Below are 19,981 nucleotides of genomic sequence, written 5' to 3'. Positions count from 1 at the left end.
ATAACCTTTCCAATTAGTTATAATTATCAAACGGATAACGTACCCTAATCGAAGGATAATTTATAAATTACCAAATCCACTCTAAATTAAAATAAATTTAAATCTATCTATCCCTTTGAGTGTAATTGATTACGTGATTTTTTTTACTTTAATCGCAATAAAAGTGCAAAAAAATTCAAGTTACCAAATGTGTCAAACACATAGACACAGCGTCAACTCTCTCATGAGGTTGTGCGGAGTTTAAAAGATTCTTGTCTAGCAATAACAGGCTATATAACTCAATAACAACTGAAAATAACGCTTAAGAACAGTATCTTATTACCAATTTTTCATTGATTTAATTTATTTTAATCAAAGTCGATTATTCTTTAGACGTCTAGATGTAAAGCGTTCCTTTCTTCTATTTATTACTGTATTATATGCGCCGCTTTGGGTTCTATTCTTTTTACGTTCTTTACGAGCTCAGAATTTAGACCTACACCGCTCTTGTTTAATAATGGATTATTCGCGTTGAGTGGCAACAGCTAGCATCTCTAGCGATGACTTGCCCCAACCTTTGGCATGGCTGCCAAATCGGTGACATCACTTTACCCAAAAGCGCGCGAATCGAATCCAGTTTTTATCTGTGTTGTTCAATTTATACGATGAACAACCATCAAGAGTTTACAAGGTTTAGTTATGAGTCTTTCAGCCAAAACGGTTGTTTTGATTGCTATCGGTGCTGCGTTATACGGCATTGGCGGTTTACCAATGTTCGGTATTCCTGTATTTGCAAACACAACCTTAAAGCCAGCAATGGCAGTACTGGCACTGTTCGCTGTTCTATTTGGTCCGTTGGTTGGCTTCCTGGTCGGTTTTATTGGTCACTGGGTAACAGACTTATTTGCTGGTTGGGGCGTTTGGTTCACTTGGGTTCTAGGCTCTGGCATCGTTGGTATGATCGTTGGCTTATATCCAAAGCTAACTCGTGAGCGTCTTGAAAAAGGCTTATTCTCTAAACTTGATTTCACCCTTTTCGTTATTCTTGCATTCTTAGGCAACGTAATTGGCTATGGCACATCTGCATTTCTTGACTCCGTATTGTATGCAGAACCGTTCACTAAAGTATTAGCACAGTTAGTAATTATCGCAGCAGGTAATACCATCCTGATCGCGGTTGTTGGACACTTTATTTTGACATCTGTTGCGAAGCGTAAACAGCAAAGCTACAACCTCAAAGAGGCATACTAAGCATGGCAATTCAATTTACCGATTTCTCTTTTAAATATTGGGCACTTGAAAAGCCAACGCTTAAGCACATCAATCTAACAATTAACGACGGTGAAAAAGTCGTGATTGTTGGGCCAAGTGGCAGTGGTAAATCAACATTAGGTCAGTGCCTAAATGGCTTGATCCCACATGCGATTAAAGGTGATTGCACTGGCTCTTTGACCATTAATGGCAAAGATACTCAGGCAATGAAGCTAGACCATTGCACCAGCATGGTCGGTACCGTACTGCAAGATACCGATGGTCAGTTTGTTGGTTTGAGTGTAGGTGAAGACATTGCTTTTGCGCTTGAAAACCAAATGATCCCACAAAAAGAAATGCGTGAGATCGTACAAGCCACTGCTGATATGGTTGATTTAAATTCAATCATCGATCACTCACCTTTTGATTTAAGTGGTGGTCAAAAGCAACGTGTATCACTGGCTGGTGTTATGGTTGATGACGTCGATATCCTGTTATTTGATGAACCTTTAGCAAGCTTGGATCCGAAAACAGGTAAAGCGGCTATCGAAATCATTGACAATCTACATAAAGACACAGGTAAAACGGTCATTATCATTGAGCACCGTTTAGAAGATGTGCTTCATCGCCCTGTTGATCGCATCATCATGATGAATCGTGGTGAAATCGTTGCAGATATGACACCTGACGAGTTATTAGCAAGCACTGTACTTGAGCAACACGGTATTCGTGAACCTCTTTATATCTCAGCGATTAAAGCTGCGGGTTGTACTGTTTCACCTGAAGATCATCCTGCATATTTCTCAACCATTAACTTAGAGAAATTCAAGCCACAATTAGAAAATTGGTTCCAGCAAGTTGCACCTGTTCAACCAGCCGAGCAGCAAGATGTACTGCTAAGTGTGAAGCATCTTTCTTACTCATATGATGGCGTTAAAAACACCCTTGATGATGTCAGCTTTGATGTTCATAAAGGCGAATTTGTTTCTATCATGGGTAAAAACGGCTCAGGTAAATCAACCATCACTCGTTTGATCATGGGCGTACTAGAGCAAGACAAAGGTACCATGTCACTCAATGGTGAAGACCTTGCTGGTTGTTCTATCTTTGAACGTAGCCAAAAGATCGGTGTGGTACTTCAAAACCCAAACCATATGATTTCACATCATATGATTTTCGACGAAGTTGCATCGGGTTTACGTAACCGCGGTGTAGATGAAGCAACAATTAAAGAAAAAGTAAATCACATGCTGGAATTATGTGGTTTAGGTCGTTACCGCGAGTGGCCAATTGATGCATTAAGCTATGGTCAGAAAAAACGCGTTACTATCGCTACCATGCTAGTGCTAGAGCCTGAATTACTGATCTTAGATGAACCAACAGCAGGACAAGATTACTATCACTACACTGCAATGATGACCTTCATTAAAGAGCTGAACGAAAAGCTTGGTATCACCATCATCATCATTTCACATGACATGCACCTTGTATTGGAATATACCCAGCGTGCGATTGTGATTGCAGATAGCAAATTATTAGCAGATGACAGTGTATATCGTATTTTCAGCCAACCAGCCCTACTTGATAAAGCTAACTTAACGGTGACGAGCCTGTACACCCTCGCTGAATCTCTGGGTATTACACGCATTGACGACTTTATCCGCTGTTTTATTGAGCACGAAGCAAAAACGAAATAATAATGAAAACCAACAAATTCAAGTTTGGTATTAGCTACATTAATACCCAATCATGGCTACATTCACTCAATGGTATCACCAAGTTCGTTCTCTTTATGGCTTGGGTCACCATGGTACTACTGACGTTTGATCTACGTGTAATTTGCGGATTAATTATTTTAGGTTTGTACCTATTAAAAGAAACAAAAGTACCATTTAGCGTCTACAAACCTTTGCTGATGGGTACAACGGTTGTGCTATTAATGAACGCCCTATTTATGTTCTTAATTGCGCCACAACAAGGTACCGATTACATGGGTACTAAAACAGTGTTACTACATGTGTTCGGTCATTACGACATAACATTAGAAACGCTGTTTTACTTGCTAACAGTAACGCTGAAATATTTCAGTATGTTCCCTATTGCATTGGTATTTGTATTTACCACTCACCCAACAGAGTTTTCTGCCAGCTTAAACAAATTGGGGGTACCATACCGTATTTCGTATGCAGTTAGCTTAACATTGCGTTACTTACCGGAAGTGATGAAAGACTTCACCAATATCATGCATGCACAACAAGCACGCGGTGTTGATATTTCAAAGAATGCGCCTGTAATGACACGTATTCGTAACGTAGCCAAAATCTTAGGCCCGTTGATTTTCTCAAGCCTAGATCGCGCTGACGTGATTTCAAATGCAATGACACTACGTGGTTTTGGTCGAAATAAAAAGCGTACTTGGTACAGCTTAAAACCAATGACTAAACAGGACTATGTTGCATTAGCTGTCATTGCTGCAGTATTAGCATTTGGTATCTTCCACCGTGTAGAATCCACCAGCCTGTTCTGGTATCCATTCCATTAATAACACGAAGATACAACGCCAAATAAAAGAAAAGCCGATCACATGTGATCGGCTTTTTCATATCTCTTTTATTACGCTTATTCGCTTTTCGCGTGTTGTAAGCAGCGCTCTTTTTGACCTTTAATTACAAGTAAAATACCCACTAGAATAAACGGAATACTTAGTAACTGACCGGTATTAATCATCATTCCTGTTGAGTAATCTGCTTGGTGAACTTTAATAAATTCAAGCAAGAAGCGTACAGTCATCACTAGCACTAAGAACCAACCAAGTAATAGACCTTTGTACTTACCAATGTCTGTTTTACGATAAAGCGTGAACAATAAAACAAAGATTGCTAAGTAAGAGAAACCTTCATAAAGCATTACTGGGTGACGAGGGATCATATCAACGCGTTCAAAAATTACAGCCCATGGTAAATCACTTGGCTTACCTAGAATTTCTGAATTAAAGAAGTTACCGGTACGAACGAAGAAACCAAATAACGCAGTTGCAATCGCTAGTCGATCTAATAACCATCTGAAATTAATGTTGTAACGTTTAGTGTAGAAATAAACAGCCAGAATAACGCCTAGACCGCCACCATGACTCGCTAAACCACCATTCCAAACAGCAATGATCTGACCTGGATTTGCCCAGTAGTAATCAGGATCGTAAAACACAACATGAAATAAACGCGCACCAACAATAATGCCGACAACCGCATACATTAATAGTGAATCCAAACTTTCAACTGGCTTGTCTTCACGAATATAAATTGACTTCATGACTTGGAAACCAGCGGTAATAGCTAATGCAAATAGCACACCGTACCAGTGAATTTTCAAGCCTAAGAATGACACCATCACGGGGTCGATATTCCAAACAAAATGATCCAAACGAGATTACCTTCTCAGTAACACATAGCCCAAACAATATGAGCTACCTAGAATGAACACAGGTTATCAAGAAAAGTCATTATGGTGAATAAACAGCAGCTTAATTTACCAAAAATTAATCGTTTAAATACTGTCTATTTAGAGCAAACATTGTCGTTAATGAAGAATTGAAAAGCAATTTCGCCCTTTTTTCTTACTTTCATACAAAGCATTATCGGAGCGAGTCATAATGGTTTCCACATCATCTTCTTCTCGCCAAATAGCCGCACCGATACTCAGTGAGCAATACGTTTCATGACCTTTATACTGCAAGATCGTTTGATTTACTTTGAGGCACATTGCCGCCAGCATTTGTTCTAAATGTGCGGTTTCAATGTTCTTAGTAATAATACAAAACTCATCCCCGCCTAATCGATAGAACTTATCATCCGATTGAAGTAATGTCGGAATAATTTGCGCAACATGGATTAACGCTTGATCGCCAAACACATGACCAAATTCATCGTTAATCGTTTTAAATTTATCAACATCAATACCAATTAAGGTAAAAGCATGTTTTGTTGTAATTAGCTTATCGATATATTGATTAAATGAGCGACGATTACGTAATTTCGTTAATACGTCACGCTCAACTAAAAACTGTAATTCTTTGGTTTTGATCTTTAATTGCGCTTCAATTCTTTCTTTTTCACCACGTTGAAAAGAAACTATGTAGTACACCAAAATCGCAATGATAAAGCCGGCCAAGGCAATACCAACAAGTACCCACATATCTTGCTCTTTTTTAGCATTCGATTGCTTAAATTCGACTAACCATACACGGTTAGGCAAGGTCACTTTTCTTACTAAAGTAATACCTTTAGCGCTATCCCAACCTTTACTTTTATACATGACCGGTGAATCTGTAGAGCCTAGACCTGTATCAATAATTTTAATTTGGCTATAAACCCCATTTAAGGAACGGTGAATAATCGAATTCATATAAACAGTTAAATCAACCACACCAACCACAATACCTTTCATGTTTTTTGTATCATGAGTAAACACTGGGTAATAAATCAATAAGCCACGTTTTTCTTTATCGCTATGAGCAAGATACGTCACTTTTTTCATCTCGCCATTCACTTTAATCGATTCTAATGTATCGGCAAGGATCGTTACAGAATCAGAGACATTTGGCTTTCTGGTCGTATTAATATTGTGAATATATAACTGAGTACGCGTACTCAGAGAATAAAATCCGAGAATATCTAAGTTATGATGTGAAAGAGGATAAATATCACTTACCACATAAAGCACATTTGTCGCACCAAAATGGCCATTAAAACTCTGCTCTTTCTTATTTGAAATGGTATAGATATGAAAATCAGGATAACTGTATTTTTGTTTTTCTACGTATTGTTCTACGTTATCAGGCGTCACTCGCTCGAGCCACTGTAAACTTATTAAGCTGTCTGAGTTTTTTATCACTTCCTTCGCAAAACGATCAAAATTCACCCAGTTAGCAGGCGTGCTAGATTGAAAGAAATTAGCCGCAGAGCCGATAAAATTAATATCACTATTGATTTGATCTCTAAGGAGATCAGCTTGACGGGATGCTGCTGATTCAAGAACTGCATTTTGGTTAGTATCTTGAATTTTGTTAATTACAACGACAAGAGAAACTGTTATGCATAAAACAATACTCGACGCTAACAATGGCACCATCTTTGTTCTTATTGTTTTCCGCTGACGACTACTAAATAACATTTACATTCTCTAAGGGTATTAACCATCCCATATTACATTATTTTCCTAATACGCAAACAATGGAACTTAAAAAAGATGATTTAGCAATCACAAAATCCAACATTTGACTTAATATCTAAACATATGACTTTATTAATAATAACTTGACTTATTTTAGGGACAGTAACATATAATATAGGTAGTCATGTCAAAAAAAAGTAGGGACAAGATGTCACTCAAACATCTTCGTACAATCTGGATTGCAACATTCACACTTATAGCACTGACGCTATCAAGTGTTGCTTCTAGTGCCCCACTGATGAGCCTTAAAATGCTCAGCATGACACACAATGCAACAATGAGTATAGATGGTCACTGTGCCGAAATGTCGAACCATGGCATGCATGACACAAGCGTGAAAGATAAGCAATGTGATCAAAAGATGGCAGATATTGATACCTGCTGTTCTATGGCTTGCGTGAGCTTTTCAGCGTACATTCCAAATAACAACACCCATTTATCTCGTTTGTCCCAGTTAGTAAAAATCCCTCAAGATACTAATAGCCATAAGTCGAGCTACCCTCGATCCCTTTATCGTCCTCCGATAGCTTAATTCTGAACTCATCTTCTCGCACTACCCGATCTATACATCGGCTGTAGTTAAGATTCTTTGTATCTCTAGATCCCGCTAGGCTTTGCTTTGTTGTATCTGGAATACACATAGCCACGTTGATACCTATCAGCCGCTATGACTGTTCGGATAAAAAATATGAACATGAAACCTCTTTTACAAACGTTAATCGTTGTAACTGCTGGCTTAACATCTATTGCTTCTCAAGCAACGGCATCAATCACCACTACTGATGTTCCTATGCTCATGCAGCTTATTGAAAATGCAGTTATTAACGATAAAAAGCGCAGTGAAATTACCGCTCAAACTCAAGCTACATTAGAAAACAGTGTTGCAGCTTCCAGCTTGCCCGATCCAAAACTGAAAATGGGATTTGGTGGCTTGCCAATCGATAGTTTTTCATTTGATAGCGACCCCATGACCATGCTTTCAGTTGGTTTAATGCAACAGTTTGGCCGTGGTGCAACACTCGATTTGCAACAACAAAAAGGTGAAATTCAAGCCAAAGGTATTGAATTACAACTTGGTGTGCGTGAATTAGACATTACTAATGCCATCACACAGAGTTGGTTAGAACTTGGTTATTTGCAGCATGTTGAAACCATTATCAAACAAAATAAGCGTTTATTTACCGAATTAGCGCAGGTAACAAAAACCAATTACGCCAACGGTACCAATGAAGCGCAAGATGTTCTGCAAGCTGAGCTACAAGTTATCAAAATCAATGAAAAACTAGATCTTAACCAGCAGCAACAACAGCGCCTAATTAACCAACTCTCTGAATGGCTTGGTCCACAATGGCTAGCGAACACCAATAACATTAACGCTATACAACCTTTAAAGTGGACCAAACTCAACCAGCTTCTTCCACAATTAGAAAAGCGAACTGAACACTACCAACTATTGCGCCAGCACCCAATGGTAAAGATTTCTGATACGGCAATTTCAGCCAGTGAAACCCAAGTAGATATTGCCTCAGAAGCCTATAAACCCCAGTTTGGTGTTGAAGTCATGTACGGTGCCCGTTTTGCCAATGGCATGAATGGAAAACCGGCATCAGACATGCTGTCAGCTTATCTCACCATGGATGTCCCGTTGTTCACAGAGAACAAGCAAGACCGTACCTACAATGCCGCTCAGCAACAGGTCATCGCAGCGAAATCTCAGCGTGATCTATTGCTACAACAGATGAATGCCAAGGTAAATACGCTATTGATTGAACGTCACAATCTATTAAATCGAATTGAGCGTTACAAAAAAAGCCTACAACCCCAAGCTAAAGCCAGAACTCAAGCAGTAGAACGTGGCTATCAAAACAATACTGCCTCATTTAAAGATGTGATCACCGCCGCCAATGATGAGTTAAACCTTGATATCGAACGTGTACGTATCGAAACCGATCTGCAATTAGCTAACAGTCAATTGGCTGCATTAATCAATGGTTTTGATATTCAATCTCCAGCATTAACCAACAATAATAATCAGTAAGGGTTAACCATGAAAACGCATTCTACTTTTGCCATCGCTGCACTCGCTCTTGTTATTGGTGGTGTTATCGGGGGGATAGCTGCACCGTATTTTTCAAGCCACTCTGAGCATCAAAATCAAGCAGCAACAACCTCAAATGATGAGCCGCTTTACTGGGTTGCACCAATGGATCCTAACTATCAACGTGATAAACCGGGTAAATCGCCAATGGGGATGGATTTGATCCCTGTTTATGCTGATGACTTAAACGGCAACAATGATAAGCCCGGTACGGTAAAAATCGATCCAGCCGTTGAAAACAATCTTGGGGTTAAAACAGCATTCGTGACGAAACAAGTGTTATCACCGCAAATTGCCACGATCGGTTATATCGCTTTTGATGAAAGTCAGTTATGGCAAACTAACTTACGTGTCAGTGGATGGGTGAAAAAGCTGTATATCAATGCGGTGGGTGAAAAAGTTAAGAAAGACGATGTACTTTTTACCCTTTACTCTCCTGAATTGGTGAAAGCCCAAGAAGAATTGCTAAATGCATACCGTAGCGGTCGTTCAGGATTAGTGTCTGGCGCAAAACAGCGTCTGCTTTCAATGGGTGTCGATCAAGCTCAAATCAACCAAGTACTACAAACAAAAAAAGCCAAACAAACCATTGATATTAAAGCATTAGGCAATGGGATCATCGCTAGCTTAAATGTGCGAGAAGGTGGTTACTTATCACCAAGCCAAACCGCAATTAGTGCAGGTACTATTAATGAAGTATGGGTCAACGCTGAGATTTTTGAGCGCCAAGCCCACTGGGTAAAGCAAGACACGCCAGCCACCATGACACTAGAAGCGATTCCAAACCAACAATGGCAAGGTAAGGTGGATTATATCTACCCTATTTTAGATCCCAAAACACGCACGCTGCGAGTACGCCTAAAATTTGCCAATGATAATGGTGATTTAAAACCAAACATGTTTGCCAATGTCACCTTACAACCTCACTCAGAAGACACAGTACTGACAATCCCTTCTCAAGCAATTATTCGCTCAGGAGGCATGAGCCGTGTGGTGCTCTCTGAAGGTGATGGTAAATATCGCTCAGCCAAAATCATGGTAGGTCGTGAAGCCGACAATATCACTGAAGTCGTTGAAGGCTTAAAAGAAAACGATCGTATTGTTACTTCGGCACAATTCATGTTGGATTCTGAATCGAGCCAATCTGCCGATCTATCACGCATTAATGGTCAAGATGAAAAACAAGCATCTGTATGGGTCACAGGTACCATCACAGACATCATGCTTGATCATAATATGCTCACCATCAACCACCAGCCAGTACCAGAGTGGAGCTGGCCGGGTATGGTGATGAATTTTGATCTCACGAAAGATATCGACACGTCAACACTGGCTAAAAACCAAAATATTGAGTTTGAAATTCAAAAAACGCCACAGGGCAAATATGAAATTCTGGCATTAAAAATCGCAGACAAACAAGCTGCGAATAAGCACTGGATCAAAGGCAGAATCACTATGCTCATGGCCGATTTCAATATGATCACCGTTAGTCATGAAGCCGTCAATGATTGGCAATGGTCTGCCGGCGAAATGAACTTCACCACGGATGGGAGCGTTAATTTAAATGACTTTAAAGAAGGTGAACCCGTTTCATTCTTAGTGGTAAAAGAGAACGCAGATTACGTCTTAAAAGCGCTTAAACCTGCCAATAATAAGGGAGATAAATAATGATCCCTGCCATTATTCGCTGGTCGATCAACAACCGCTTATTGGTGTTGATTGCAACGCTATTTCTCACCCTTGGTGGCTTATACAGCGTTAAGAATACGCCCGTTGATGCCATTCCTGATCTTTCTGATGTACAGGTGATCATCAAAACCAGTTACCCCGGTCAAGCGCCACAAGTGGTAGAGGATCAGGTGACCTATCCATTAACAACAGCCATGTTAGCCGTACCGGGAGCTGAAACCGTTCGTGGTTATTCTTTCTTTGGTGATTCCTATGTCTACATTATCTTCAATGATAAAACCGACATGTATTGGGCTCGATCACGGGTACTGGAATATTTAAGCCAAGTTGCGCCTAAATTACCGGCTAATGCCAAGCCAACATTAGGCCCAGATGCGACAGGTGTGGGCTGGATTTACAGCTATGTATTGCAAGATAAAGCCGGTAAGCACGATCTGGCAGAGCTTCGTAGCCTGCAAGACTGGTTCTTAAAATACGAACTGCAAACCGTTGAAGGAGTATCCGAAGTTGCCACCGTAGGCGGTATGGTGAAGCAATACCAAGTGGAAATCGATCCCGCTAAGTTACGTGCTTATGATTTAACGTTGCAGCAAGTCAACATGGCGATCCAAAACGGCAACCAAGAAACAGGCGCATCAGTTATTGAAGTTGCTGAAGCCGAACATATGGTTCGCACCACAGGCTACTTAACAGATATTAATGATATTAAATCACTACCATTGAAAGTCACTGCGACAGGAACACCGTTACTGTTAGGTGATGTAGCTACCATTAATATGGGTCCACAAATGCGTCGTGGTATCTCAGAATTTAACGGTGAAGGTGAAGCGGTTGGTGGCGTTATCGTGATGCGATTTGGCGAAAATGCCAGTGCCGTGATTGATAAAGTCAAAGCAAAACTCGATACGTTACAACGTAGCTTACCTGACGGTGTTGAAATAGTCGCCACTTATGATCGCTCGACCCTTATCGATCAAGCGGTAGAAAATCTATGGCAAAAACTGGCGGAAGAATTCATTGTTGTAGCCATTGTTTGTGCACTCTTTTTATTCCATCTACGCTCATCGCTGGTGATCGCCATTAGCTTACCGATCGGTATTTTATCTGCGTTCATCATCATGCATTGGCAAGGCATTAATGCCAACATCATGTCATTAGGCGGCATCGCTATCGCCATTGGTGCCATGGTAGATGGTGCCATCGTGATGATTGAAAATCTGCATAAACACATTGAACGTACTCCACTGACCAATGAAAACCGTTGGCAAGTGATAGCTAAAGCAGCAGAAGAAGTCGGCACGCCTCTGTTCTTCTCGCTACTGATCATCACACTCAGCTTTGTGCCGGTGTTTGCACTGGAAGGTCAAGAAGGCAAGATGTTCTCTCCCCTCGCCTTTACCAAAACCTATGCAATGGCGGCAGCAGCAGGGTTAGCGATCACCTTAGTGCCCGTGTTAATGGGTTACTTTGTCCGAGGTCGAATTTTACCTGAAAGCAAAAACCCAATTAATAAAGCTCTGATTGCGCTTTATCGCCCGATGCTCAACATCAGCTTACGTTTTCCTAAAACCATCATTGCAATTGCAATTGCGTTAATGGCGTCGTCTTACTATCCGATCACCAAGTTAGGTAGCGAGTTTATTCCGCCATTAGACGAAGGCGATCTGATGTACATGCCGACCACTTACCCGGGGATCTCAATTGGTAAAGCCCGTGAGTTATTACAGCAAACCAATAAATTGATCAAAACCGTACCTGAAGTCGAAACCGTGTGGGGCAAAGTGGGACGTGCAGAATCGGCAACCGATCCCGCACCTTTAACCATGATCGAAACAGTGATCCAATTAAAACCGAAAGATCAATGGCGAGAAGGTGTCACCAGTGAATCACTACGTAAGGAATTTGATCAATTAATTCAATTTCCGGGCTTAACCAACGCATGGGTTATGCCGATCAAAACTCGTATTGATATGTTGGCAACGGGGATCAAAACCCCTATCGGGATCAAAATTGCTGGCCCAGATCTACAAGTGATAGAAAAAATTGGGGCAGAGCTTGAACCTATCCTTAATAACATCACAGGGACAGCTTCTGTGTATGCCGAGCGTGTTGCTGGCGGTCGCTACATCACAGTCGATATTAAACGTCGTCAGGCGGCACGATATGGCCTGTCAGTGAAAGATGTTCAACAAGTGATTTCGACTGCTGTCGGTGGTATGAACGTCAGTGAAAGTGTTGAAGGTTTAGAGCGTTACCCGATTAACGTGCGTTACCCGCAATCTTACCGAGATTCTGTCACTAAGTTACAAAACCTTCCGCTTGTAACACCCAATGGTGCACGTATTGCCTTAGCTGATGTCGCTGATATTCGCTATGAAGACGGTCCACCTATGATCAAAACCGAGAATGCTCGCCCTAATGGTTGGGTATTTGTTGATATTGATGATCGCGACTTAGGCTCATACGTGGCTGAAGCACAAAAAACGGTGGCAGAGCAGCTTAAATTACCCGCAGGCTATTCTCTTGCATGGTCTGGTCAATATGAATACATGGAACGTGCAAAAGCCCGTTTAAGTATTGTTGCACCATTAACCATTAGCATCATCATGCTGCTGCTTTATTTTAGCTTCCGCAGAGTTACTGAAGTGCTGGTGATCATGGCAACCCTACCTCTCGCAATGGTAGGTGGCTTATGGCTAATGTGGTACTTGAACTTTAACTTCTCGATTGCCGTTGGAGTTGGTTTTATTGCTCTTGCAGGTGTTGCTGTCGAGATTGGTGTCATCATGTTGGTTTATCTCAACCAAGCATGGAACTTTAAACAGCAAGATAGCGCAGAGAAAAACCTCACCACCGACGATCTCCATGCTGCGATTCATGAGGGTGCCGGACAACGTGTTCGCCCTGTCATGATGACAGTACTTACCGTGATCATCGGTTTAATTCCCATCATGTATGGGGCAGGAACAGGCTCGGAAGTCATGCAGCGTATTGCGGCACCTATGATAGGCGGCATGGCATCAGCGCTGATCCTCACTCTACTTGTCATCCCTGCCGTATTTAAACTTTGGAAAAATATGGCAATGAAAAAGTCGGCATAAACCAGCTCAATCACGTGGTTATCTAATCAGGGTAACCACACTACTTACTTCAATATAAAGGAATAGAAAATGAAATTATTCAATCACACATTAGTTGCATTATTACTTACCACCTCAAGCGTGGCACTAGCTGAAATGGATCACAGTAAAATGGACCATAGTAAGATGGATCATGGTGAAATGAAAATGGATCACAGCAGTATGGATATGGAAGGTATGTCTGCTGTTGGTATGCCAGCGAAAGGCGCAAAACCTGATAAGGTGGTACACGTAATCTTATCGGATGACAACAAAATCACCTTTAAAAAAGACGTTGATATCCAGCCCAATGATGTCGTGCAGTTTGTTGTAATGAATACAGGTAAGATTGATCATAACTTCACCATTGGCTCAAAAGAAGAGCAAGACAAACATCGTAAAATGATGGCAACAATGGATCACAGTAACCATGAGCATGACCACGATGACGGTAGCAGCGTAACCGTTGCACCAGGTAAGGCTAAACAAATTTTATGGCATTTCCACGGTGATAATAATGTTGTTCTATCTTGTAACATGCCGGGACATTCAGAAGCTGGCATGACGAAAACATTAACGCTTTAAATCAGATTCATCGCGATCTAATTTACCGTGGCTGTGAACCATGCAGCCACGGTAAGTTCATATAATAAGATAAGTAGCTCTAACTATAATATTGGTCAAAAATCCTATCAATCACTCCAGAAAATAGTATTTCCGAGCCATATACTGGAATATCAATTGCCGTGAGTTTTTGCTCAATATCTGCTGCATTGGATGAGAAGAACAGTGTCGGTAAATGACTATAGCTACCTGTAATGCATTGCCCTTTCAGGGCTAAGTGATCGACACTCATAGCAAAAATCATATGTTGAATTTCAGTCATTTCTCTTAATGAATCCACTTTAAAGCACACTGGCGTAAACCAATCTAAATTTGGTCGTTGGTAATTCATTAATGGCTCAGGTAATGCGGCTGATTGCCCAGTTTGGCTCATCAATGACTGCGCAAGTACCATAGAAGCATCAATGATTTCTAGCTCTTGTGGTAATAACCCCTGCTGTTTGAAACGCTGACAACTTTCAGCCGTTAATGCCAAGGGTAATTCAGTACATCCCAGTACCACTTTCTTACACCCTTGCTGAGCTACTTCATCACAAATTACATCACATAATAACTGCTCGGCTTGCTGCGTAATTTTGGCGGTTTTAATCCCATATTCGGAATGGTAAATCGCATCCATGACCTTTCGCTGATTCGCAGTAGAAGGCTTAGTCGCAGCAATACCATACTCTAGTAACGCTGATTGATATAAACCTGAATTCACTAAACTATCGACGCCCATTACTAATACGATATCTTGGGTATCCGATAAGCTTTCAGCAGTTTGCTTGATCATATCAACAAAATTAAACGGCAGTGCTGGCACCAGTTGTCGAAATAATTCATGAGCACTATTACACGCAAGCCCAATGGTTTCAGCACCTAAATACTGCATTAATCTTAAGGTATATAATGCAGTATCGTATTTACGCAATTCAGGTAAATCAGTCGGTTGCCATTGTGTACCCACCTCTTCAGGTCGGTATGCTAAACGCGCATTACCAAACGCAACAAACTCACGCTGTGGGTGAGCCTCCACCGTTGCCATTTTTTCAAGTAAATCAGCCATCGCTTCATTACCCATACCACCAATAATGCCAACACGCGTTCTTTCCATATAGGACTCCTTGTCCATCTAATCAAACTGTTAGCAGTCTAATGAGAAAGGCAAGGCGAATCTTTGACAGAATATGACTATTTCATGTTTGCTATTTATGAATGTGTTAGTGAATATTTCGCTATTAATTATTCGTAACACCACAAGACTGATGATCTGTTTTACATACACAATCAGCTGCTTCTATTTGCACCGTAACATGCTCAATATCAAAGTGATCATGAACATGATGCTTAATATCATCAGCTAGTGATTGCGCTTGTAAATAATCGTCAACAACGAGGTGTACCGTCATGGCATTTTCCGTGGTACTCATCGGCCATACATGCAAATCATGGAAAGTAGCAACATTTGGTAATGCCGCTAAATACGCTTTTAACCCTGCCATATCAACGTTGCTTGGTACTGCATCTAATGAATAGTTAATTGAATCTTTTAGCAGTCCCCATGTGCCAATTAAAATGACCACCACAATCGCTAAACTGGTCGCAGGATCGAGCCAATCCCAACCCGTAATATTAATAATGAACGCTGAAAGAATGACACCAAGCGATACTGCGGCATCCCCTGCCATATGCAAAAATGCCCCTTTCATATTCAAGTCATGCTTTTGACCTTTAGCAAATAACATGGCAGTCGCTGCATTAATTAGAACACCGATAAAAGCAACCACCATTACCGTAGTATCTGCAACAGGACGAGGATCTGAAAAACGCTGCACGGCTTCCCAAGCAATCGCACCTAATGCAAACAGGAGCAACACGGCACTGGTTAATGATGCCAAAATAGTCACTTTACGAAAGCCGTAAGTACGATGATCTGTTGCCGCCTTTTTTGCGAGTGCAAAAGCCCCCCAAGCTAACACTAATGTGACAACATCACTTAAGTTATGTCCAGCATCGGCAAGTAATGCCAAAGAGTCAGTTATAAAACCGTAAACTGCTTCTACAACGACATAAATAAGATTGAGCGCAATGCCGATGGCAAAAGCAAAATTGTAGTTTGAAACGTGATGATGATGATGCGTGTGCGCCATTAGCCAATACCCAAATAATTATTTTCTATTGTTAATCTTACTACTATGGCAAAAAACAGCATGCAACCTCATCTTTCATATATAAAAAAAGCAGCCGAAGCTGCTTTTTTAAAATACAAACTAGCAATTCAATATGAATTATTCAGCGCTTGATTCATCACCACGTAAGTTAATTTGTAATGCTTGAAGGAAGTTACGAAGCACTTGATCTTTACATACACGGTAATGTTTATGATCAACCTTACGGAAAAATGCACTTAATTCGTGCTTGCTTAAACGAAAATCCACTAGCTTGAGCAGATCCAACACTTCATCAGCCTTTAAGTTCAAGGCAATTTGCAGCTTTCTGAAAATAATATTGTTGGTTAATTTCGTTTCTGGCGCAGGTTGTGGACCTTCTTTCTTACCGCGCTTTTGATTAATAAAACCATTTAAGAACGAAGCAAACTCTTCATCTGAACAGCTTTTATAATCATCGCTATCATCAGGTTTAAGCCAATTACAAACTTGCTCACGAGTCACGGTTACATCCGCTTGAGCAAATATTTCAATAACTTGGCTATCATTTAAATCAAAGATATAGCGAATACGGCGTAAAATATCGTTATTAGTCACAATTTTTCCAGTTTAGTAGGCTGTCACACAAGGTATCTCAGCAAAATTTGCGCCGATACTACCAGAAGCAGCGCGATTATTCACTGCCCTTCATCAGTGAGGATACATCCACCGTAGCTATCATGGCTTTTGCTAACGGATTCTTTTCACTGGTGATCAAAAGCTGGTTATCTTTATACCAATGTACCGCTTCCCACTGAGAGTAAATACGTAATCGCTTGTACTTTGCACTCGACCAATCAATTTGATTATCTTTCACTTTAATCAACCAAATAAACGAATACCCCAGTAATACTTCTTTTCGATAACCCAATAGCACTAACGTCGAAGTTTTAGGATCATAATCAGCACTGGTGATTAGCCCTTCAACTGGGTAATTGCCTTCAGGTGCCACCGTTTGTTGTTTTTTCATCGGGTTTAAGCGATATAGCTTGGTATGCTCATCTTGCCAGTTTTTACTAAACAGCCACAATTGATCACCCACAACCGTAATGGCTTCACTGTCAAAGTTATGCTCGTAAGTTTTGCCATGCTCAAAGTCTTTAAAGCGATAACGCAACGTGCTCACAGGTTTTACTGTACGCTTATTATTTAATGCACTTAGCGGCACCTTATAGATGATCCCACCATTACGACGGGTCGAGTTATTGCCCGTGTCACCGATATATAAATAACGTTGGCTTTGCGCTAACGCTTCCCAATCATAATTACGGCTATTCTGTACCGTTAATGTTTTAGTGATAGTTTTAAAATCAGACGATAATTGATAGATCTGATTCTTACTACCACTGTCATTATGTGACCATACTTTACCGTCAACAATCGCGATCCCTGAAGACTCATCCAATGTTGTCGGTAAGTTAGCGATAACATCAACATCTAATGGTTTTCTCACTGAATAGGTTGTCGCTGAGCTACAGCCAGAAATGCTTAACAACACCACCAGCAGATATACCTGTTTTTTGAACATCCCCATCACTTACATCAACACCCATTACTCATCATTTTTATCATCACTTTACGGTAACTCCGTTAGAAAAATGTCATCGCTAAATTCAGCAAAAAAAGCACATACCAACCATACTTAGAAAGTTGGAATTACCATGAACACGAAGTTTAGTGTTTAACACCTTGATATGCGAGACATTATGCTAATACGACTTTTATTCCTTAGTATTATATTCATGGCATCCGTCCCCACCTATGGTAGCAGTGAACAACAGCCACCTCCTCTTGTCTTACCTGAGATTCTACAACCTGATAAACCAACACCAAATGTAACACCATCACCTTTTGTAAGAACAGGTCCGACAATTCAAGTCGCTATTTTATTAGATGCGAGTGGCTCAATGGGCGGATTAATCGATCAAGCCAGAGAGCAAATCTGGTCAATCATTAATGCCATTGCACTAGCAAACAAGCATGAACAGCCAGTGACATTACAAGTTGGTCTGTTTGAATATGGTGTAGAACATCAATCAAAACATGATGGTTACATGCGTTTACTATCGCCATTAACATCAGATCTAGACCAATTTTCTGAAGCATTATTTGCAATCAAAATTGGTGGTAGTAAAGAATATGCACCTAAAGCGATTCAAGAAGCGACGAATCGATTACAGTGGAGCCAACATCCTGACGATTTACGCTTAATTATCATTGCCGGTAACGAAGAGTTTCAACAAGGTGATATCCCTATCAGTCACGCAGTGCCATTAGCTGTCAGTAAAGGGATCATTATCAATTCGCTCTACTGTGGAAATCATGCAAAAGGCCGTGATTTACAATGGGCAACCCCTGCGCTTTTAGGACATGGCCGCTATCTCAATATCGATCATAAGAAAGACGCCCCTCGCATTGAAACACCTTATGACGACGAGATTATTTTATTAGGGCAAAAGCTTAACGATACCTATATTGGTTATGGTGCTAAAGGTAGCAGTAAAAAGCAGCAGCAAATTGTTCAAGATAGCAATGCCTCTTCGCTATCTAAATCAAGCAGTACCGAACGCAGTATTGCGAAAGCAGGCAGACAGTACAAAACCCAAGATTGGGATCTAATCTCGCTCGCGGAAGAAAATTTAAACCAAGGCATCGCGCAAGCCAAAAAAGATCAGCTACATTTTAAAGGGCTTAATGATGAAGAAATCAGTAAAAAGCTCAAACAAAAAATCAGTCAACGACAACACATACAACAGCAAATTGCTGATTTAGAAAAACAGCGTAACAGCTATATAAAACAAGCAAAAAATAATAACACCAACAAAACTGATGACTTGGGAAATGCGATCATTTTAACCATTCAGGATCAAGCTAAAACAAAAGGCTTTAGTTTCCAATGAACGCACAATACTGTAAACAGATCCGCACATGGTGGATCTGCCTTTCCTTACTGCTCGCTTCATTTAGTGCCATAGGGCTAACCCTCTCCCCACTAGCAGGTCCGACGTACACTGGTGATTTGGCTGTATTAGAAAAAAAGCGGGTTATTCGCGTGTTAGTCTCTGCCGATCTAGGGTTTTACTACATCGAAGATGGCTTACCAAAAGGGATCATTGCGGAATTACTCCATCACTTTGAACTCGATATTCATAAAACCAAACCTAAACTGAGTCTACAAGTGATCCCGGTTCATCGTGATCAACTGTTAAAATACCTTGTTGCTGGATATGGCGATCTTGCGGTGGCGAATTTAACTGTCACAGAGCAACGGAAAAAAATGGTCGCTTTTAGTGATCCCGTACTTAGTGATATCAATGAAGTGATTATTAACAACCTTGATTCTCCTGAAATCACGGACATCATACAGCTTAGCGATCAGGAGATCTGGGTAAGAAAAAGTTCGAGTTATTATCAAAGCCTACTCGAAGTAAATAACCGTCTCTTGCTACAACACCTCCCCCCGATGAAAATCCAGTTTATCGAAGAAACGTTAGAAGATTATGAATTGCTAGAAATGGTCAATCTAGGGCTAATGAACATGACCGTGCTCGATGAGCATAAAATGAAAATATGGAAAGATTTATTACCTAAACTACGAATTAATACCGCCTTTGTATTACGTAGTAATGGAGAAATTGCATGGGCTATGCGCAAAGACAGTCCTAAATTAATGGCACTGGTCAACGATTATATCGCACAAGTAAAATCTGGAACTTTATTAGGTAATGTTATTTATAACAAATATTTAGACAGCCAAGGTTGGATAGATAATCTACTTAGTGATAATAATATAGATAAAATGG

At 40.6% G+C, this 19,981-nt stretch carries 16 protein-coding genes; 10 read left to right on the top strand and 6 right to left on the bottom strand.

Annotation, left to right across the window (positions count from 1 at the left end):
• The first annotated feature begins 678 nt into the window (after nt 1-678).
• Genes E5A76_RS05305 through E5A76_RS05295 form a run of 3 tightly spaced genes read left to right on the top strand, consistent with a single transcriptional unit; the run spans nt 679 to nt 3,772 of the window.
• Complete coding sequence (locus E5A76_RS05305; RefSeq protein WP_107165226.1) at nt 679-1,230, top strand: ECF-type riboflavin transporter substrate-binding protein; 552 nt, start codon at nt 679-681, stop codon at nt 1,228-1,230.
• Nucleotides 1,231-1,232: 2 nt separating this feature from the next.
• Nucleotides 1,233-2,927 carry an ABC transporter ATP-binding protein gene (locus E5A76_RS05300; protein WP_161118314.1) on the top strand — a complete coding sequence of 565 codons (1,695 nt, stop codon included), beginning with the start codon at nt 1,233-1,235 and terminating at the stop codon, nt 2,925-2,927.
• Nucleotides 2,928-2,929: 2 nt separating this feature from the next.
• A complete protein-coding gene (locus tag E5A76_RS05295; protein WP_161118313.1) occupies nt 2,930-3,772 on the top strand; it encodes an energy-coupling factor transporter transmembrane component T family protein in 843 nt (280 codons plus the stop codon).
• A 77-nt stretch (nt 3,773-3,849) separates the two neighbouring features.
• Here the strand turns inward: E5A76_RS05295 and lgt are convergent, their stop codons facing one another.
• A complete protein-coding gene (lgt, locus tag E5A76_RS05290) occupies nt 3,850-4,650 on the bottom strand; it encodes a prolipoprotein diacylglyceryl transferase (RefSeq protein ID WP_161118312.1) in 801 nt (266 codons plus the stop codon).
• A gap of 156 nt (nt 4,651-4,806) precedes the next feature.
• Nucleotides 4,807-6,357: a sensor domain-containing diguanylate cyclase gene (locus E5A76_RS05285; RefSeq protein WP_237458813.1), complete on the bottom strand. Its 1,551-nt coding sequence runs from the start codon at nt 6,355-6,357 to the stop codon at nt 4,807-4,809.
• Between the two features lie 250 nt (nt 6,358-6,607).
• Here E5A76_RS05285 and E5A76_RS05280 point away from each other — a divergent pair, with 250 nt between their 5' ends.
• From E5A76_RS05280 to copI, 5 genes are all read left to right on the top strand, one after another.
• A complete protein-coding gene (locus E5A76_RS05280; protein ID WP_161118310.1) occupies nt 6,608-6,991 on the top strand; it encodes a hypothetical protein in 384 nt (127 codons plus the stop codon).
• Between the two features lie 156 nt (nt 6,992-7,147).
• Entirely contained in the window at nt 7,148-8,497 is a 1,350-nt protein-coding gene (locus E5A76_RS05275) for a TolC family protein (RefSeq protein ID WP_161118309.1), read from the top strand.
• Nucleotides 8,498-8,506: 9 nt separating this feature from the next.
• Nucleotides 8,507-10,225 (top strand): efflux RND transporter periplasmic adaptor subunit, encoded by a 1,719-nt coding sequence (locus E5A76_RS05270; protein WP_161118308.1) that lies wholly within the window; start codon nt 8,507-8,509, stop codon nt 10,223-10,225.
• Nucleotides 10,225-13,347, top strand: a complete 3,123-nt coding sequence (locus E5A76_RS05265) for an efflux RND transporter permease subunit (protein WP_161118307.1) — start codon at nt 10,225-10,227, stop codon at nt 13,345-13,347. Before E5A76_RS05270 ends, E5A76_RS05265 begins: the two co-directional genes overlap by 1 nt.
• A gap of 69 nt (nt 13,348-13,416) precedes the next feature.
• Nucleotides 13,417-13,950, top strand: coding sequence for a copper-resistant cuproprotein CopI (gene copI, locus E5A76_RS05260; protein WP_161118306.1), 534 nt, complete (start codon nt 13,417-13,419; stop codon nt 13,948-13,950).
• Between the two features lie 79 nt (nt 13,951-14,029).
• Here copI and E5A76_RS05255 read toward each other — a convergent pair whose 3' ends face one another.
• The 4 genes from E5A76_RS05255 to E5A76_RS05240 form a co-directional block, all read right to left on the bottom strand.
• Nucleotides 14,030-15,085: an aspartate/glutamate racemase family protein gene (locus E5A76_RS05255; protein WP_161118305.1), complete on the bottom strand. Its 1,056-nt coding sequence runs from the start codon at nt 15,083-15,085 to the stop codon at nt 14,030-14,032.
• A 124-nt stretch (nt 15,086-15,209) separates the two neighbouring features.
• Nucleotides 15,210-16,121, bottom strand: coding sequence for a cation diffusion facilitator family transporter (locus E5A76_RS05250; RefSeq protein WP_161118304.1), 912 nt, complete (start codon nt 16,119-16,121; stop codon nt 15,210-15,212).
• 138 nt (nt 16,122-16,259) lie between these two features.
• Complete coding sequence (locus E5A76_RS05245; protein ID WP_161118303.1) at nt 16,260-16,736, bottom strand: YehS family protein; 477 nt, start codon at nt 16,734-16,736, stop codon at nt 16,260-16,262.
• 76 nt (nt 16,737-16,812) lie between these two features.
• On the bottom strand, nt 16,813-17,706 hold the full coding sequence (locus tag E5A76_RS05240; RefSeq protein WP_237458812.1) for a hypothetical protein: 894 nt from the start codon (nt 17,704-17,706) through the stop codon (nt 16,813-16,815).
• 214 nt (nt 17,707-17,920) lie between these two features.
• Between E5A76_RS05240 and E5A76_RS05235 the strand changes: the two genes are divergently transcribed.
• Both E5A76_RS05235 and E5A76_RS05230 read left to right on the top strand, forming a co-directional pair.
• The gene (locus tag E5A76_RS05235; RefSeq protein ID WP_237458811.1) at nt 17,921-19,078 is read left to right on the top strand and encodes a vWA domain-containing protein; all 1,158 of its coding nucleotides are present in this window, start codon (nt 17,921-17,923) and stop codon (nt 19,076-19,078) included.
• The coding region (locus E5A76_RS05230) for a transporter substrate-binding domain-containing protein (protein WP_161118301.1) at nt 19,075-19,981 on the top strand (907 nt) is incomplete at its 3' end. The genes E5A76_RS05235 and E5A76_RS05230, both read left to right, overlap by 4 nt.

The sequence above is a fragment of the Photobacterium lucens genome, from assembly GCF_009873615.1.
In the GTDB taxonomy this organism is placed as follows: domain Bacteria; phylum Pseudomonadota; class Gammaproteobacteria; order Enterobacterales; family Vibrionaceae; genus Photobacterium; species Photobacterium lucens.
Note: the sequence above shows the minus strand (reverse complement) of the source record. Positions and strands in the feature narration are given on the sequence as shown.

Excerpts from the sequence above, each read along its gene's own strand:
- E5A76_RS05250 (WP_161118304.1), bottom strand. The coding sequence starts at position 16,121 with ATGGCGCACACGCATCATCATCATCACGTTTCAAACTACAATTTTGCT.
- E5A76_RS05275 (WP_161118309.1), top strand. The coding sequence starts at position 7,148 with ATGAACATGAAACCTCTTTTACAAACGTTAATCGTTGTAACTGCTGGC.
- E5A76_RS05270 (WP_161118308.1), top strand. The coding sequence starts at position 8,507 with ATGAAAACGCATTCTACTTTTGCCATCGCTGCACTCGCTCTTGTTATT.
- E5A76_RS05305 (WP_107165226.1), top strand. The coding sequence starts at position 679 with ATGAGTCTTTCAGCCAAAACGGTTGTTTTGATTGCTATCGGTGCTGCG.
- E5A76_RS05285 (WP_237458813.1), bottom strand. The coding sequence starts at position 6,357 with ATGGTGCCATTGTTAGCGTCGAGTATTGTTTTATGCATAACAGTTTCT.
- E5A76_RS05240 (WP_237458812.1), bottom strand. The coding sequence starts at position 17,706 with ATGTTCAAAAAACAGGTATATCTGCTGGTGGTGTTGTTAAGCATTTCT.
- E5A76_RS05235 (WP_237458811.1), top strand. The coding sequence starts at position 17,921 with ATGGCATCCGTCCCCACCTATGGTAGCAGTGAACAACAGCCACCTCCT.
- E5A76_RS05300 (WP_161118314.1), top strand. The coding sequence starts at position 1,233 with ATGGCAATTCAATTTACCGATTTCTCTTTTAAATATTGGGCACTTGAA.
- copI (WP_161118306.1), top strand. The coding sequence starts at position 13,417 with ATGAAATTATTCAATCACACATTAGTTGCATTATTACTTACCACCTCA.
- E5A76_RS05280 (WP_161118310.1), top strand. The coding sequence starts at position 6,608 with ATGTCACTCAAACATCTTCGTACAATCTGGATTGCAACATTCACACTT.
- E5A76_RS05265 (WP_161118307.1), top strand. The coding sequence starts at position 10,225 with ATGATCCCTGCCATTATTCGCTGGTCGATCAACAACCGCTTATTGGTG.
- E5A76_RS05295 (WP_161118313.1), top strand. The coding sequence starts at position 2,930 with ATGAAAACCAACAAATTCAAGTTTGGTATTAGCTACATTAATACCCAA.
- E5A76_RS05255 (WP_161118305.1), bottom strand. The coding sequence starts at position 15,085 with ATGGAAAGAACGCGTGTTGGCATTATTGGTGGTATGGGTAATGAAGCG.